The sequence below is a fragment of the Pseudophaeobacter profundi genome (genome assembly GCF_029697505.1).
In the GTDB taxonomy this organism is placed as follows: Bacteria; Pseudomonadota; Alphaproteobacteria; order Rhodobacterales; family Rhodobacteraceae; genus Pseudophaeobacter; species Pseudophaeobacter profundi.
In genome coordinates this window covers 269,561-283,268 of sequence record NZ_JARJEF010000001.1, presented here as the reverse complement: position 1 = coordinate 283,268, position 13,708 = coordinate 269,561, and the positions used below count along the sequence as shown (strand labels likewise).

The 13,708-nt window shown below is 60.5% G+C and carries 19 protein-coding genes and 3 tRNA genes; 8 read left to right on the top strand and 14 right to left on the bottom strand.

Features of this window, described 5'->3' with window-relative positions:
- Positions 1-118: 118 nt before the first annotated feature.
- Positions 119-640 carry a DUF2478 domain-containing protein gene (locus P2081_RS01330; RefSeq protein ID WP_278921073.1) on the top strand — a complete coding sequence of 174 codons (522 nt, stop codon included), beginning with the start codon at positions 119-121 and terminating at the stop codon, positions 638-640.
- Between the two features lie 255 nt (positions 641-895).
- Here the strand turns inward: P2081_RS01330 and P2081_RS01325 are convergent.
- A tRNA-Tyr gene (locus P2081_RS01325) sits at positions 896-979 on the bottom strand.
- A 120-nt stretch (positions 980-1,099) separates the two neighbouring features.
- Here P2081_RS01325 and rlmB point away from each other — a divergent pair.
- The 4 genes from rlmB (at position 1,100) to P2081_RS01305 (ending at position 3,628) form a co-directional block, all read left to right on the top strand.
- The gene (gene rlmB / locus P2081_RS01320; RefSeq protein ID WP_278921072.1) at positions 1,100-1,891 is read left to right on the top strand and encodes a 23S rRNA (guanosine(2251)-2'-O)-methyltransferase RlmB; all 792 of its coding nucleotides are present in this window, start codon (positions 1,100-1,102) and stop codon (positions 1,889-1,891) included.
- Positions 1,892-2,027: 136 nt separating this feature from the next.
- On the top strand, positions 2,028-2,351 hold the full coding sequence (locus P2081_RS01315; RefSeq protein ID WP_278921071.1) for a hypothetical protein: 324 nt from the start codon (positions 2,028-2,030) through the stop codon (positions 2,349-2,351).
- A gap of 139 nt (positions 2,352-2,490) precedes the next feature.
- On the top strand, positions 2,491-2,937 hold the full coding sequence (locus P2081_RS01310; RefSeq protein ID WP_278921070.1) for a YHS domain-containing (seleno)protein: 447 nt from the start codon (positions 2,491-2,493) through the stop codon (positions 2,935-2,937).
- 220 nt (positions 2,938-3,157) lie between these two features.
- Positions 3,158-3,628 (top strand): CoA-binding protein, encoded by a 471-nt coding sequence (locus P2081_RS01305; RefSeq protein WP_278921069.1) that lies wholly within the window; start codon positions 3,158-3,160, stop codon positions 3,626-3,628.
- A gap of 260 nt (positions 3,629-3,888) precedes the next feature.
- On the opposite strand, the gene P2081_RS01300 is transcribed toward P2081_RS01305, so the two are convergent.
- The 4 genes from P2081_RS01300 to hisA form a co-directional block, all read right to left on the bottom strand.
- Positions 3,889-4,206, bottom strand: coding sequence for a phosphoribosyl-ATP diphosphatase (locus P2081_RS01300; RefSeq protein WP_278921068.1), 318 nt, complete (start codon positions 4,204-4,206; stop codon positions 3,889-3,891).
- A complete protein-coding gene (gene hisF, locus P2081_RS01295; RefSeq protein WP_278921067.1) occupies positions 4,203-4,964 on the bottom strand; it encodes an imidazole glycerol phosphate synthase subunit HisF in 762 nt (253 codons plus the stop codon). Before hisF ends, P2081_RS01300 begins: the two co-directional genes overlap by 4 nt.
- A 105-nt stretch (positions 4,965-5,069) precedes the next feature.
- Complete coding sequence (locus P2081_RS01290) at positions 5,070-5,519, bottom strand: DUF2867 domain-containing protein (protein WP_278921066.1); 450 nt, start codon at positions 5,517-5,519, stop codon at positions 5,070-5,072.
- A gap of 5 nt (positions 5,520-5,524) precedes the next feature.
- Positions 5,525-6,247, bottom strand: a complete 723-nt coding sequence (gene hisA, locus P2081_RS01285) for a 1-(5-phosphoribosyl)-5-[(5-phosphoribosylamino)methylideneamino]imidazole-4-carboxamide isomerase (RefSeq protein WP_278921065.1) — start codon at positions 6,245-6,247, stop codon at positions 5,525-5,527.
- 211 nt (positions 6,248-6,458) lie between these two features.
- Here hisA and P2081_RS01280 point away from each other — a divergent pair, with 211 nt between their 5' ends.
- Positions 6,459-6,860: a DUF2147 domain-containing protein gene (locus tag P2081_RS01280; protein WP_278921064.1), complete on the top strand. Its 402-nt coding sequence runs from the start codon at positions 6,459-6,461 to the stop codon at positions 6,858-6,860.
- 69 nt (positions 6,861-6,929) lie between these two features.
- On the opposite strand, the gene P2081_RS01275 is transcribed toward P2081_RS01280, so the two are convergent.
- From P2081_RS01275 to P2081_RS01265, 3 genes are all read right to left on the bottom strand, one after another.
- Positions 6,930-7,181, bottom strand: a complete 252-nt coding sequence (locus P2081_RS01275) for a WGR domain-containing protein (protein ID WP_278921063.1) — start codon at positions 7,179-7,181, stop codon at positions 6,930-6,932.
- Between the two features lie 232 nt (positions 7,182-7,413).
- On the bottom strand, positions 7,414-8,052 hold the full coding sequence (gene hisH / locus P2081_RS01270) for an imidazole glycerol phosphate synthase subunit HisH (protein WP_278921062.1): 639 nt from the start codon (positions 8,050-8,052) through the stop codon (positions 7,414-7,416).
- Between the two features lie 96 nt (positions 8,053-8,148).
- The gene (locus tag P2081_RS01265; protein ID WP_278921061.1) at positions 8,149-8,766 is read right to left on the bottom strand and encodes a TetR/AcrR family transcriptional regulator; all 618 of its coding nucleotides are present in this window, start codon (positions 8,764-8,766) and stop codon (positions 8,149-8,151) included.
- Between the two features lie 85 nt (positions 8,767-8,851).
- On the opposite strand from P2081_RS01265, the gene P2081_RS01260 reads away from it, so the two are divergent.
- Positions 8,852-9,472: a DUF2306 domain-containing protein gene (locus tag P2081_RS01260; protein ID WP_278921060.1), complete on the top strand. Its 621-nt coding sequence runs from the start codon at positions 8,852-8,854 to the stop codon at positions 9,470-9,472.
- Positions 9,473-9,528: 56 nt separating this feature from the next.
- Here P2081_RS01260 and hisB read toward each other — a convergent pair whose 3' ends face one another.
- Positions 9,529-10,116, bottom strand: coding sequence for an imidazoleglycerol-phosphate dehydratase HisB (gene hisB, locus P2081_RS01255; RefSeq protein ID WP_278921059.1), 588 nt, complete (start codon positions 10,114-10,116; stop codon positions 9,529-9,531).
- Between the two features lie 179 nt (positions 10,117-10,295).
- Here hisB and P2081_RS01250 point away from each other — a divergent pair, with 179 nt between their 5' ends.
- Positions 10,296-10,535 carry an Lrp/AsnC ligand binding domain-containing protein gene (locus P2081_RS01250; RefSeq protein ID WP_232400394.1) on the top strand — a complete coding sequence of 80 codons (240 nt, stop codon included), beginning with the start codon at positions 10,296-10,298 and terminating at the stop codon, positions 10,533-10,535.
- Positions 10,536-10,622: 87 nt separating this feature from the next.
- Here P2081_RS01250 and P2081_RS01245 read toward each other — a convergent pair whose 3' ends face one another.
- The 5 genes from P2081_RS01245 to P2081_RS01225 form a co-directional block, all read right to left on the bottom strand.
- Positions 10,623-11,975: an aminotransferase gene (locus P2081_RS01245; RefSeq protein WP_278921058.1), complete on the bottom strand. Its 1,353-nt coding sequence runs from the start codon at positions 11,973-11,975 to the stop codon at positions 10,623-10,625.
- Positions 11,976-12,105: 130 nt separating this feature from the next.
- Positions 12,106-12,255: a hypothetical protein gene (locus P2081_RS01240; RefSeq protein WP_278921057.1), complete on the bottom strand. Its 150-nt coding sequence runs from the start codon at positions 12,253-12,255 to the stop codon at positions 12,106-12,108.
- Between the two features lie 22 nt (positions 12,256-12,277).
- Positions 12,278-12,352 (bottom strand) — tRNA-Gly (locus P2081_RS01235).
- 263 nt (positions 12,353-12,615) lie between these two features.
- Positions 12,616-12,690: transfer RNA gene (locus P2081_RS01230), tRNA-Gly, on the bottom strand.
- A gap of 78 nt (positions 12,691-12,768) precedes the next feature.
- Positions 12,769-13,683: a NaeI family type II restriction endonuclease gene (locus P2081_RS01225; RefSeq protein ID WP_278921056.1), complete on the bottom strand. Its 915-nt coding sequence runs from the start codon at positions 13,681-13,683 to the stop codon at positions 12,769-12,771.
- Between the last annotated feature and the right edge of the window lie 25 nt (positions 13,684-13,708).

Here is a 13,708-nt window from a genome sequence, read left to right as displayed (position 1 = left end):
TACCCGCGCCGCCGCCGCATTCGTGCCGGGCGGCGCGGCAATTCCGCCTCTGGTATCGGGGGGGAATTGCGGGTAGCACTTGAGGCATACTTCCAAATCACTGATGAGAGGGCTTTTGATGCATCTGGCCTATGTCATGACCGAAACCCGTGGCGGCACCGACCGGCTGCTGAGCAGCCTGGCCGAGGCGCTGGACGCCAAAGGCATTGCGCTGGCGGGCATTGTGCAAACCAATACCGAATGTAGCGATGACACCCTGTGCGACATGGATGTGCGGGTGTTGCCCGACGGCGAGACCATTCGCATTTCGCAATCCCTGGGCGCTGGTGCTCGTGGGTGCCGTCTGAACCCAGAGGCGCTGGAACAGGCGGTAGGACAGGTGACCAGCAGCCTGCACGCAGAGCCCCGCCCAGAGGTTCTGATCGTCAATAAATTTGGCAAGCACGAAGCCGATGGCCGCGGTATGCGCCCGGTGATCGCCGAAGCTCTGTCGCAGGGGCTGGTGGTGGTGTCGGGGGTGAACCGGATGAATGTAGAGGCCTTCAAGGCCTTCTCGGATGGTATGGCAGTGCAGGGCGCCGCCGATCTGGACGGGCTGGTGGCCTGGGTTGAGGCCGCACTGGCAAAAGACGCGGCATGATCGGGGCAGGGCGCTCACCGGGCCTGTTTTCTGTTTTTTCCTGGTGACTTGGTTTTCCTGCTGATGTGGCCTGCCTAGGCTATTGGCCTGTCTGACCTACTGGTCGGGCAGGCGTCCAAGATGGATGAGAGTCAGAGAACGCAGATCGGGGCAGATCGACGGAACGCGATTTTCTGCCGCCCAGATCAGTGAGAGCATTTTTCAGATCACCTGCGTTGAATGTCTCGCCATTTCCATCCACAGTTCGGGAGGAAATGGTGGGCGACCCTGGAATCGAACCAGGCGTGCGTCTCCGCGAGGGAGTTACAGTCCCCTGCCACACCTTGCGGCCTGTCGCCCACTGTCAGGTGAGTGTTGCACCTAACGTGAAGGCGTGATTACTAGCGCCACCGAGGGGCGTCAACCGAAAATCACAAGTTTTTTTGCCCTGACCTGAAATTCCTTTTGCCGGAGAGATCTATGTCCAAGAAACCCACCAAAAAGCCCCAGTGGGTGATTGAAAAGGAGCAGAACAAGAAGGCCGGCGGAGAAGAGACTGTCTGGCTCTTTGGGTTGCACGCGGTGCGCGATGCCTTGCTGAACCCAAAGCGGGAAAAACTGCGTCTGATCGTGACCTTGAATGCCCAGAACAAGCTGGAAGAGGCCATCGCCGAGTCGGGGATCGAGCCGGAACTGGTTGAGCCGCGCAAATTCAACGCACCGCTGGATCCGAACTCGGTGCATCAGGGGGCTGCACTGGAGGTGAAGCCGCTGAACTGGGGCTCGCTGTCGGAAAACTGCATCGGTGCCGAACTGCCGCGGGTGATTTTGCTCGACCGGGTGACCGACCCGCATAATGTCGGCGCCATCCTGCGTTCCGCCGAGGTCTTTGGCGCCAGTGCGGTGATTGGCACCCGGCACCATTCAGCCCCGGAAACCGGCGCGCTGGCCAAAACCGCATCTGGCGCGTTGGAGCGCCAGCCCTATCTGCGGATGCGCAACCTTGCCGATACCATCACAGAGCTGCAGAACATGGGCTATGTGGTACTGGGTCTGGACGGCGAGGCAGAGCAGACGATCGAGAGCTGCCTGGAAGGGCGCAAGGATCTGCCGGTTGCCTTGGTTCTGGGGGCGGAAGGTCCCGGCCTGCGGCAAAAGACCAAGGAAACCGTAGATCATCTGGTCAAAATCGACGCAGCGGGCGGATTTGGCTCGCTCAACGTCTCAAATGCGGCGGCAATTGCCCTATATGCATCCCTAGAGCGGTCCTGAGAAGCCGCCAGCATTTAGGGGAAGGGACGGCCAGACAATGTCACAATGCGGTAGCCATGGCGGCAAGATATTAAGCTGTTGTTATTGCGGCGTGCAGTCGGCCTTTTTGCCGGTTGCCGCCGCGCAGCGATCCGGGATGTCTGCGCTGATCTGCAGCACCTGCGGCGCGCCTCTGGCCGCCCAGAAAGCGCGCCCCCTGACCCCCGGCAAAGGCGCCAGCCTGCCAAGCGCGACAAGATTGCCCGCTGTTTCGGCACCAGCGGCAGGCGCTGGCCTCCCCCCCGGTCGAAGCAAGCCGCAGAAGAAAAGCAAGGCAAAGAAAAGCACCAAGAAGAAAGTCCAGCAGGCCAAATATGCGCCGCCCGTGCCGCGCAGGGGAAAGCCGGTCAAAAAGCGCAAGGGCCTGTTTGAAAAACTGCTCTCCGAGGCGGTGGATCTTGTGGAAGATATTTTCGACTGAACGCCTGGCGGATCCAGGCGCATGGCCCATCTGCCGTCGGACCTAGCGCGTGATCACATCTGTGTAACCGGGCTTTGCAAAGCCACGGTTCTGAGGCAGGTTCAAGCCGTTCCACGTTCTGCCTTTGGAGGCTCTCTTGGTGTTTCGCCAGATATTTGCGGCCCTGGTCGTTTTTGTACTGACTGCTCCGCTCCCGTTGCGGGCGGATTCGCCGATTTTTTCTAGCCGCGATGGTCTTGCACTCGGGGGGTATGATGTTGTGGCCCTGGTCGAGGAAAGAGGCACCATCGCCGGGCTGCAGGACTTTGCCCTGATGTGGAAAGGCGTTGTATGGCGCTTTGCGACATCGCAGAATCAGGCTAGGTTTGAGGCCAACCCAAGGGCTTATGCGCCTGTTTTTGGTGGCTATTGCGCCTATGCCATGTCGCAGGGCCACCTGGCGATAGGCGATCCGCATATGTCCTTGATGCGCAATGGGCGGCTTTATCTGTTGAACAATCCGTCGGTGCGCGACATCTGGCTGGAGGCGGCCCCGCAGCTGTTGGTGGCGGCACAGGCGAATTGGCCGATGGTGCTGCGCGACTAAGGCGGATTTGAGCCAAAACTAAAAAAAGATCCGACGACATCTTTTTTTTTACTGTTGCCATACTACATCTATTGGGACTGCGGGGTGGAACCTCCGTAGATCTTTTTAATGTCCCTCGTTCCATACCTTGCGCCTGGATCTCTGCGATCCGGGCGTTTTTTTGTCTTGCGTGTCGGTCCCGGGCCTAGGCGCTGCGCTACGGGTACGCTAGGTCTGTGGGATGACAGAATATACCGACAGCCATTTGAAAGCGATTCTGCAGCGCAGCCACACCATTGCGGTGGTTGGGGTATCGATGAACCCGGTGCGCCCCAGCTATTATGTGGCGCGCTATCTTGGCCTGAAAGGATATCGGGTGATCCCGGTCAATCCTGCCCATGCTGGCAAGCGTCTGTTTGGTGAACTGGTGCAGCCCAGCCTTTCGGCGATTGTGGATCCGGTGGATATGGTTGATATCTTTCGCCGCTCTGAGGCGGTGCCGCCCATTGTCGAAGAAGCGCTTGAGCATTTTCCGGCGTTGAAGTGCATCTGGATGCAGATCGGGGTGGAGCATGCCGCTGCCGCTGCCATGGCTGAGGCACGTGGCGTCGATGTGGTGCAAAACCGCTGTCCCAAGATCGAATATCAGCGCCTCTTTGGCGAACTGCGCATGGGTGGCTTTGCCACCGGGATCATTTCCTCAAAACTGTAACATCCAGCCGCGGCGGTGGCTCCCGCCCGTCGGGCTGGCATCACGGATGCCTGCCTCCCGTTGGGCCCAGCCGGGCCTGCGGCCCGGCAAGGCAGGAAAAAGCGGCTGAGAAGCGTCTGAGGGGCCGATCTGCCCCTCAGAGCGCCGGTCCGAGTTTGTGAAAGCTGCTGCCTCAAGGGTGAACCGCGCCAGGGTGCGAGCGCCCAGGGGCGGCCCTTGACCCAGCCCTATGGCTGCAAGGGGGCTGGAAATGGCGGGCCTTAGGTCTGGGGGCGGGCAGCTTTTTCGGCCAGGCCGCTGATGTTCTGGCGTTTGGCCAGCTCCTCCAGGACCGTATCCAGGGTGACATTCCGCGCGGCCAGCATCACCAGGAAGTGGTAGAGCACATCCGCACCTTCGCTGGCCAGCTTGTCGGTGTCGCCCTTGACGGCCTCGATCAGGGCCTCGATGGCCTCTTCGCCAAATTTTTCAGCGCATTTTTCCGGTCCCTTGGCGAGCAGCTTGGCCGTCCAGCTGCTGTCGGGGTCTGCGGATTTTCGCGCCTGGATGGTGGTTTCTAGATCGTGCAGGATGCTCATGTCAGCCTCATGGGGATACCGGCGGCGGCCATGTGTTGTTTCGCCTGCTGGATGGAAAATTCGCCAAAGTGAAAGATTGACGCGGCCAGCACAGCGCTGGCACCGCCCTTGGTGACGCCTTCGACCAGGTGATCGAGAGTGCCGACGCCGCCAGAGGCAATCACCGGCACATTGACCGCATCGGAAATTGCGCGGGTCAGCGGCAGATTGAAACCGGATTTCGTGCCATCGCGATCCATTGAGGTCAGCAGGATTTCCCCCGCGCCCTTTGCCACCACGGTGCGGGCAAAATCGACCGCATCAATGCCGGTTGCGCGACGTCCGCCATGGGTGAAGATTTCCCATTTTCCGGGACTGACGGTCTTGGCGTCTATGGCGCAGACGATGCACTGGCTGCCAAATTGTTCGGCGGCCTCGGCAATCACTTCGGGGCGGGCTACGGCGGCAGAGTTGAAAGAGACCTTGTCGGCACCTGCCAGCAGCAAAGCACGCACGTCTTCGCGTGTACGCACGCCGCCGCCAACGGTCAGTGGCACAAAGCATTGTTCGGCAGTGCGGCGCACCACGTCAAACATGGTGCCGCGGTTTTCATGGGTGGCATGGATGTCGAGAAAGGTGATTTCATCGGCACCGGCGGCGTCATAGGCCTTGGCCGATTCCACCGGGTCGCCCGCATCGCGCAGGCCGATAAAATTGACGCCTTTGACGACGCGGCCGTCGGCCACATCCAGGCAGGGAATGATGCGGGTTTTCAGCACGTCATTGCTTCCTTTTGCTGGTCTTGTGGTCAATGCCACGCCCCGCGGAAAAAGGCCAGTGCAAGCAGATCGCGGCGCAGGCCAGGGGAGGGCCGCCTGGTCGGTTCAGACCCGTTTCACCGCATTGCGGACGATGAGCACATGAAAGGGCATGATCAGGCGCAGATAGAGGCAGCCAAAGCGGTTTTTGGTTCGCACCCAGGTGGCAAAATAGATCTGGCCTTCCTGTTTGAGAACCGAGATGCGAAAATCCAGGTGCTTGTCGTCCAGCCCCAGGATCAGTTCATTGTCCGACCGGTTGACAAGCGGGAAAAACCCGATTTTTTCGGGGCTGGTGATCTCGGTATTCAGGCCAAAGGGGGTAACCAACAGATTGCGCAGGCGCATCAGGGCGGAAACCCAGGCAGGAAATTTGAAGGCACGTTCGGCGGCCTCTTCCAGGGGGCGGTCGGTGGAAGAGGCGTAGCAATCGACAAAATCGCCTGGCTGAATGCCCGCGGGCTGCTGGAACAGCAGGCTGGATGACGGCAGCGCTGTTGCCCTGACCTGTCCCATGTGGATCAATCCCTTAGGACGTCAAGGGCTGCGACCAGATCGATGGCGCCATCATATAGCGCCCGGCCAGAGATGGCCCCGTTCAGCGGCGCGCCACAGCTTTTCAGATCCTTCAGGTCCTGCAGGGATGACACCCCGCCGGACGCGATCACCGGGATCGAAACCGCATTGGCCAGATCGGCGGTGGCCGCCACATTGGGGCCTTTCATTGCGCCGTCGCGCATGATGTCGGTGTAGATGATGGCGGCGACGCCTGCGTCTTCAAAGCTGCGGGCCAGATCGGTGACCATGACATCGGTTTCCGTTGCCCAGCCCTTGGTGGCGACGCGGCCATTGCGCGCGTCAATGCCGACGGCGACCTTGCCGGGGAATTCGCGCGCAGCCTGGCGCACCAGATCGGGGTTTTCCACTGCGACAGTGCCAAGAATCACCCGCGCCAGGCCCTTGTCGATCCAACGTTCAATGGTTTTCATGTCGCGAATGCCGCCGCCCAGCTGGGCCGGTACATTGCATTGTTTCAGAATTTCCTCGACCGGGGCGGCATTGACCGGTTCTCCGGCAAAGGCGCCGTTCAGATCAACCAGGTGCAGCCAGTCGCAGCCCGCGTTGACGAATTCCAGCGCCTGGGCGGCGGGGTTGTCGTTGAAGACGGTGGTCTTGTCCATGTCGCCATGCAGCAGGCGCACGGCCTGGCCATCTTTGAGATCGATTGCGGGATAGAGGATCATATGCGCAGCCTTTGTGATCTGGGGCGCCGCCTGTGCTGGCCACGCCTGTTGGGCGCTGTTTTGCACGGGCTGGCTGTGAAATGCAACGCGACCTAAAGTCAGGCTTGCCTGAAAAGCCGTCTCTGCGCCACTGTGGGGGCCAAAGGGGGCGGTTTTGCGCTGCACCCGGACCTATACGACAGCAGAGGCAGACAAAAATGGGAGAGACGCGATGAAACGGTTTATGGCAACTGCACTGACCAGCCTGGCCCTGGCCACGCTGACCAGTGCCGGAGCGGCCCTGGCGGATCCGGTTTTGGGCACCTGGAAGACCCAGCCGGATGATGGCGCCTATGCGCATATTGAAATGACCCGCTGTGGCGCGGCGATCTGCGGCAAGATCGCGCGCACCTTTACCGATAGTGGCGAATATGCATCGCCCAATATCGGCAAGACCCTGGTGATCGATATGGTGGCGCAGGGGGATGGCCACTACACCGGAGAAGTATGGCGACCGTCAAATGACAAGATCTATACGGGCAAGATGGATCTGGACGGCAATTCCCTGGCGCTGCGCGGCTGTGTAGCGGGCGGGTTGATCTGTTCCAAACAGGCCTGGTCACGGGTGAAATAGGCGGCAGAACCGGCGCGGCGGTGAACCATGATCCGGGGAAGACGTGACCTGTGCAAACCCGGGCTGGGGCTAAAGCAGCCCCAGTTGCACCGGCAATGGCACAAAACCGCGCTTGAGCAGGGCATCACGTCGCGCGTCAAAGCCCTGCTGCGCTTCTTGCTGTTGCAGGAAATAGGCGCGGCTTTCCTGTCCGCCTGGGGCGCCGATCGGGCCCTTGGCCTGTTCCAGGCACCATTCGCCAAACAGCGTCTGGCTGAGCCTGAGAATGCAGTAGCGGTGGCGGCCATCCACATAGTCGAATTTTTCAAGTCGGGTCTGCACGGGCGAAATTTGAACCTGTGATTTGCGGGACTTTACCTATGCCCGCAAAGGCGCCCCCTGTCCATTGCCGAGATCGCGCTGCGTTATGCGCTGCGCTGGGGGGGGAAGTTGGGCAAGAGCGCCAGCGCTGCGGCTTTGGGAGGCCATCGTGCAATTAGGTATTTAGGGTAAGATGAAATCAGCGCAGCGACCAATTGACATTGGTGTCTTTGCGATGCAGGCCTTGGCGCCTTCAGGGGGTCCAGCGCAGGAAGTTGCCAATCATCCGCAGCCCGACCGCTTGGCTTTTTTCCGGGTGGAACTGCATGCCCAGCATGGTGTCGCGGCCAATAACGGCGGTGACATCGCCGCCGTAGTCCACATGGGCCAGCCGCTGGGCATCGGCGCTGGCGCGGAAATGGTAGGAATGCACGAAATAAACGTGATCCCCCGAAGCAATACCTTCAAAAACCGGGTGGGGATTGTCAATCACCAGATTATTCCAGCCCATATGCGGCACCTTGAGGCTGGCATCTTCCGGGGTGATTTTCACGACATCGCCCGCGACCCAGTCGAGGCCGGGGGTCTCGCTGTATTCATGGCCCGTTGTGGCCATCAGCTGCATGCCGACACAGATTCCCAGGAAGGGGCGGCCCTTTTGTTCCACCGCTTCCAGCATTGCCTCGTAGATGCCTTTATGGCCTCGCAGTTCTTCGGCGCAGGCCGGGAAGGCACCGTCACCGGGCAGGACCAGCCGGTCGGCACGCGCTACCACATCGGCATCCGAGGTGACGATGACCTCTCCGGCATCCATGTCCCGTGCCATCCGTTGAAAGGCTTTTTCGGCGGAATGAAGATTGCCGGATTCATAGTCGATGATGGCTGTCAGCATGGGGGCGTTCCTTGGTGAGAGGCCTTTGACCTCTCTCTATTTGTGCCAAAGGTCAAGAGTGGCGCGATGGGGCGGGTGATTTGGCGCGGCGCTGCATCAGTTCGGATCTGGCGCGGCGGTGCCAATCTGGTTGAGCAGGGCCATAACGGGAGCAAAGAGAGCATGGTGATCGGAGCGACCGTTTCCGGGGCCAAAGATGCCTGCCAGAAACAGATGCGAAAAGCCGTGGATCAGCGACCAGACCTGGGTTTCGACGATCCGGGGGTCAGTGCCGTTGGGCACAAAGGGGGCGCAGGTCTCGCGCAGAACACCATAGGCGGTGGTCTCACCTGCTTTCAGGTTGTCCGGATTCTGCGGCAGCGCCCCACAAGAGAAGATCAGCGCAAAAAGCGCTTGGTTTTCCTCCGCAAAATCCAGATACCCCCTGCAGAGCGAGAAAATGCGGCCCTCGGGGTCCTGGGGGCCCTGGGCGCGACTGTGCAGGAGGTGACGACGAAAGCGGTCAAAGCCTTCCTGGGCGATGGCGGCGCGCAGCCCGGCCAGACCATCAAAATGATGGGCCGGGGCCGCATGAGAGACTCCGGCGCGGGCAGCGCAGCGCCGCAGGGTCAGCTGATCTAGCCCCGATTCGGTCAGGATTTCGATACCGCTCTGGATGAGCGCGGCGGCGAGATCGCCGTGATGGTGCGGTTTCTTGTCTGTCTGGTTGTTCATTTGGCGAGGGTAGCAGCCATCTTGACATCGTCAAGTCACTGTGATTTTGACTATGTAAAGTTTACATAGTCAAATTGGAGAGAATATGCTTGTCCGACCTTCCCTGATCCGTCTGCGCAGCGCCGTCTCTTGGGGCTTGTCTATCTTGGTCGCCCTGGCGTCCTGGCGGTTCTTGTTGCTGGGGGTAGAGCAATCAATGCCCTTTGTTGCCTATCACGCGCAGGTGCGGCCGCTGGGGTTCTATGCCCATATCGGCCTTGCACCGGTGGCGCTGGCCTTGATGCCGTTTCAGTTCTGGATCGGGCTACGGCAGCACCGCCCGCAGCTGCATCGCTGGATCGGCCGTATCTATGGCGTGGCGATCCTGCTGGCGGGGCTGGGCGGCTTGCAGATGGCATTTGGCACCACGGCGGGGCCGGTTGCGGGGCTGGGGTTTGGCCTGTTGGCGATTGCCTGGCTGGGGAGCACCGGCCGTGGCATCTGGCTGGCGTGGCAGGGGCGCATTGCAGAACACCGGGCCTGGATGATCCGTTCTGCCGCTTTGACATTTGCGGCGGTGACGCTGCGGCTCTATCTGCCGCTGCTGTTTGTCACCTTGGGTGAAACAGCGGGCTATAGTCTGGTGGCCTGGGCCTGCTGGCTGCCGAATCTGGTCGTGGCGGAATGGATCTTGCGGCGCAACCGATCACTGCTGGCCGCAGCCTGATCTGACGGCGGGATCGCCCCGCCGCCGCCATTCGCCGTTGTGAGTTGAAACCGGGGCTAGAGCGCCCCTTTGGTAGAGGGGATGGCATCTGATTTGCGCGGATCCGTTTCCACTGCCAATCGCAGGGCGCGGGCCACAGCCTTGAAGGCGGCTTCGACGATGTGGTGGCTGTTAAAGCCATGCAGCTGGTCGATGTGCAGGGTGATGCCGCCGTGGGTGGCGAAGGCGGTGAAAAACTCGCGCACCAGCTCGGTGTCGAAGGTGCCGATCTTCTGGGTCGGGATGTCAACATTCCATACCAGAAAAGGGCGCGCCGACAGATCCAGGGCGCAGCGCACCTGGGCATCATCCATTGGCAGGTGGCATTCGCCATACCGCCGGATGCCTTTCTTGTCGCCAAGCGCCTTTGCCAGCGCCTGCCCGAGGGCAATGCCGGTGTCTTCGACGGTGTGGTGATCATCAATGTGATAATCGCCTTTGGCGCGGATGGTCATGTCGATCAGCGAATGGCGGGCCAGCTGGTCGAGCATATGGTCAAAAAAGCCAACGCCGGTCTGATTGTCATATGAACCCGCGCCATCGAGAGTGATCTCGACCGTGATTTCGGTTTCGGCGGTCTGTCGGCTGATCTTGGCGCTGCGCATGGGGCATTCCTTCGTGTCTGCCTGGCACTTATAGGGTGGAGAGGGGGGCTGGCTCAAGGGCTTTGCGATGGCCTGCGGATTGGGGGCTATTTGCCACGGGCAGGCCATTGCGCCGGGCGGCTGTGCGTGCCAGCTTGGGCGGGAAATCAGTTGCTCACACCAGATCAAAAGGGGCGCCCATGTCGACCTGCGTATTCATCCAGATCCGTTGCAAACCCGGTTCCACCTACAAGGTGGCCGAGGATATCGCCCTGCGCGAAATTCACTCTGAACTTTATTCTACCAGTGGCGAATATGACCTGCTGATGAAGCTGTATATTCCAACGGATGCCGATGTGGGGAAATATATCAATGATCACTTGCTGGTCATCCCCAATATTGAACGCTCTCTCACCACCATGACCTACAAGGTCTTTTGACCGCGGATAGATCCGCCCCCAGAATGTGGAAACGCCCCAGAGTGATCCGGGGCGTTTTTTATTGCTGTTTTCTGGCGGCGCCGACGATCAGTTGTCCAGGTGGCCAGCGGCCTTGAGGCTGTCATAGCTGGTATCCAGGGCGATTTTGACCCGTGCCAGCATATCGTCGATTTCAGCCTTGGTGATGATCAGCGGCGGACAGAAGGCCAGGGCATTGCCCGCAACGGCCCGCAGGATCACGCCGTTGTCCTGACAGGCTTTGACAGCGGCGGCACCGCCTTTGCCGCCGGCAATTGTCGCGCCGGTGGTTTTGTTGGAGACCAGTTCCAGCGCCGCAATCAGCCCCTTGCCGCGCACCTCGCCCACCAGCGGGTGGTCGGTAAAGATGCGGCGCAGCTCTGCCTGCAGGTAATCGCCAACCTCGGCGGCGTGACCAAACAGGTTGTCGCGCTCGTAGATCTCCAGCGTTTTCAGGGCGGCAGCGCAGGCAGCGGGGTGGCCGGAATAGGTATAGCCATGGCCAAAGACGCCAACCTCATTTGAGGGCGCCACCATTTCCTTGTACATCCAGCCGGGGATGACGCTGGCAGAAATCGGAAAATAGGCCGAGCTGAGCTGTTTGGCAAAGGTCATCAGGTCGGGCTTGATGCCCATGGTGGTGCAGCCAAAATCGGCGCCGGTGCGACCAAAGCCGGTGATGACCTCATCGGCCCAGACCAGAATGCCATGTTTGCGCAGCAGCGCCTGCAGTTTCTCATAGTAGCCCTCTGGTGGCACAATCACGCCCGAGGCACCGGTGATGGGCTCCATGATCATCGCGGCGATGGTGTCGGGGTCTTCGGCCAGGATCTGCTGTTCAAGATTGTCGAGGATCCGGTCAACAAACTGCGCTTCGGTCTCGTTGCCCTTGCGGCCGGTGTAATAATGGGGCGCATCGGTGCGCAGGATATGCAGCGCCTCTACGGGGGCGTCAAAATGCGCCAGATTGGCGGGCAGCGAGGTCAGCGACCCGGCCGCCACGGTAACGCCGTGATAGCCGCGCTCGCGGGTGATGATCTTGCGCTTTTCCGGTTTGCCGATGGCATTGAAGTAATAGCGCAGCATCTTGTAGTGGCTGTCATTGGCGTCCGAGCCAGAGTTGCCAAAGAAGATATGCGCGTCTTCCACCGGCACCATGGCGGCCAGCTTGTCGGCCAGATCAATCAGCGGCTGATGGGTCTTGCCGCCAAAGGAATGGCTAAAGGGCAGGGTGTTCAGCTGGGCGGTGATGGCCTCGATCACCTCTGTGTTGCTATACCCCAGAGAGGTACACCAAAGCCCAGCCAGGCCTTCGATGTATTTATTGCCTTCGCTGTCAAAGACATAGATGCCTTCCCCGCGGTCCAGGCACATGGTTTCGGTCGCTGTGAGATTGGTGGTCGGATAGACGACTGGGGCCATTGCTGAATTCCTCTTGTGATGCGCCTGCCTTGCGGACAGGGGCGCAGATAATCAATGGGCGCGCGGCGGATGACTCGGCGCGCCTGGGCCAGCATTGGCCTGTTTTCAAACAGAGGTCAAAGGAATTTGATCAAAAGTTCCGCGACCCTTTGTGCCAATCCGTGCCTGTGCCTGCCTGCGCCTGGGCGGCAATGGCCGGGGGCTGGGCAGCAGTGGTCAAGGTGGGGCCGTTCATCTGCGGTGGGAGCGCCACAAAAAAGGCCGCTGATGCGGTATGCATCAAGCGGCCTGTTTGATCCAAATGGAGCGGGCGAGGCGATTCGAACGCCCGACCCTAACCTTGGCAAGGTTATGCTCTACCCCTGAGCTACGCCCGCGCTACATTTGGTGAGCCGGTATTTAGGCAAAGCCGGGCGGGGCCGCAAGGGTAAAATGTGCTGCCGAGAAGAGTTTTTATCCGGGGGAAGCAAGGAGGCGTGGTGCCCCAGATGTCAGGCCGTCAGCAACCAGGCAGTCAGCAATCGGGCAGCCAACAAACAGGCAGCCAACAAACAGGCAGCCAACAAACAGGCAGCCAACAAACAGGCGCCACAAAAAAGGCCGCCGATGCGGATGCATCAAGCGGCCTGTTTGATCCAAATGGAGCGGGCGAGGCGATTCGAACGCCCGACCCTAACCTTGGCAAGGTTATGCTCTACCCCTGAGCTACGCCCGCGCTGCATTTGGTGAAGCGGTATTTAGGCAAAGCCGAGCGGAGCCGCAAGAGGAAAAATGCGCCAAGGGCAGAGATTTATTATGTCCCGGTGTTGTGCGGCAGCGGGGGCAGGCGAAACCCTGCCTGCTGCGCCAGCCGGTGCTGCTGCTCGGTGCGCGGGCGGCAAGAGATGAACTCGGAACTGCTGCAACCTGCCAGCCCCAGCGCCTTGATCAGCTGGCTGTCATAGTGGCCCGAGAGCAGCAGAATGCCCTCCCGCTCTAGGTGGTCGCGGGTGCCGCGCCCGTTGTCGGATCGGATCCGGCGCATGAAATCCTTTTGCTGCGCCACCGCCTCGACCACATCACGGGCGATGGGGGTGTTCTGGATCAGCCGAAACAGGCAGGCCATGCGGGCATTGCCGGTCTGTGCCGAAAAGATTTCTGCCACCTGGTCCGGGTTCTGGCAGCGCCAGAAATTCGCCGGATAGTCATGATCACACAGCAACCAGAGGATATGGCCAAAGCCGCTGGCCGAAACCGCCCCCTTGCCATCCTTGTTCTTGCCCTGGGTCAGATAGGCCGGGCGGGCGACAATCAGGCCCAGATAGCAGCGGGCGCGCTGTTCGTCGGCGGCCACCAACAGGCAGGGCTGATCCAGCGCTTCGGTTGGAATCATCCAATTGCTGCCCATCGTGTTCTTGATATCGACATCGCGGCCCAGGATCTGGGTATCCAGCCGCCCGCGCGGCAGGCGCAGCAGGGCGCGCAGCTCGATCTCGACGCGGGTGCCGATATAGGTCTTTTCGGTTTTCTCCAGCTCTTCATAGGCGCGCCGCCCGGTTTTGGGCGTCATGATCACATCATCAATGCAGCGGCGCAGCAGAACGGGAAAGTCCTGCTGCAGCACCAGCACGCCGCCGGCGCGGGCGGTGATTTCTGTCGCCAGTTCGGTCAGCAGATCATAATCCGCATGGCCGGGCACAATCAGGCTATCGGGCAGTTTCTGCTTCATCCTGGGCCGTTTCCGCCCTCGGGGG

Excerpts from the sequence above, each read along its gene's own strand:
- P2081_RS01245 (WP_278921058.1), bottom strand. The coding sequence starts at position 11,975 with ATGGCCCCAGTCGTCTATCCGACCACCAATCTCACAGCGACCGAAACC.
- P2081_RS01280 (WP_278921064.1), top strand. The coding sequence starts at position 6,459 with ATGAAACGGTTTATGGCAACTGCACTGACCAGCCTGGCCCTGGCCACG.
- P2081_RS01265 (WP_278921061.1), bottom strand. The coding sequence starts at position 8,766 with ATGAACAACCAGACAGACAAGAAACCGCACCATCACGGCGATCTCGCC.
- hisA (WP_278921065.1), bottom strand. The coding sequence starts at position 6,247 with ATGATCCTCTATCCCGCAATCGATCTCAAAGATGGCCAGGCCGTGCGC.
- P2081_RS01260 (WP_278921060.1), top strand. The coding sequence starts at position 8,852 with ATGCTTGTCCGACCTTCCCTGATCCGTCTGCGCAGCGCCGTCTCTTGG.
- rlmB (WP_278921072.1), top strand. The coding sequence starts at position 1,100 with ATGTCCAAGAAACCCACCAAAAAGCCCCAGTGGGTGATTGAAAAGGAG.
- hisH (WP_278921062.1), bottom strand. The coding sequence starts at position 8,052 with ATGCTGACAGCCATCATCGACTATGAATCCGGCAATCTTCATTCCGCC.
- P2081_RS01330 (WP_278921073.1), top strand. The coding sequence starts at position 119 with ATGCATCTGGCCTATGTCATGACCGAAACCCGTGGCGGCACCGACCGG.
- P2081_RS01315 (WP_278921071.1), top strand. The coding sequence starts at position 2,028 with ATGTCTGCGCTGATCTGCAGCACCTGCGGCGCGCCTCTGGCCGCCCAG.
- hisB (WP_278921059.1), bottom strand. The coding sequence starts at position 10,116 with ATGCGCAGCGCCAAGATCAGCCGACAGACCGCCGAAACCGAAATCACG.
- P2081_RS01300 (WP_278921068.1), bottom strand. The coding sequence starts at position 4,206 with ATGAGCATCCTGCACGATCTAGAAACCACCATCCAGGCGCGAAAATCC.
- P2081_RS01240 (WP_278921057.1), bottom strand. The coding sequence starts at position 12,255 with ATGCATACCGCATCAGCGGCCTTTTTTGTGGCGCTCCCACCGCAGATG.
- P2081_RS01250 (WP_232400394.1), top strand. The coding sequence starts at position 10,296 with ATGTCGACCTGCGTATTCATCCAGATCCGTTGCAAACCCGGTTCCACC.
- P2081_RS01290 (WP_278921066.1), bottom strand. The coding sequence starts at position 5,519 with ATGGGACAGGTCAGGGCAACAGCGCTGCCGTCATCCAGCCTGCTGTTC.
- P2081_RS01225 (WP_278921056.1), bottom strand. The coding sequence starts at position 13,683 with ATGAAGCAGAAACTGCCCGATAGCCTGATTGTGCCCGGCCATGCGGAT.
- P2081_RS01305 (WP_278921069.1), top strand. The coding sequence starts at position 3,158 with ATGACAGAATATACCGACAGCCATTTGAAAGCGATTCTGCAGCGCAGC.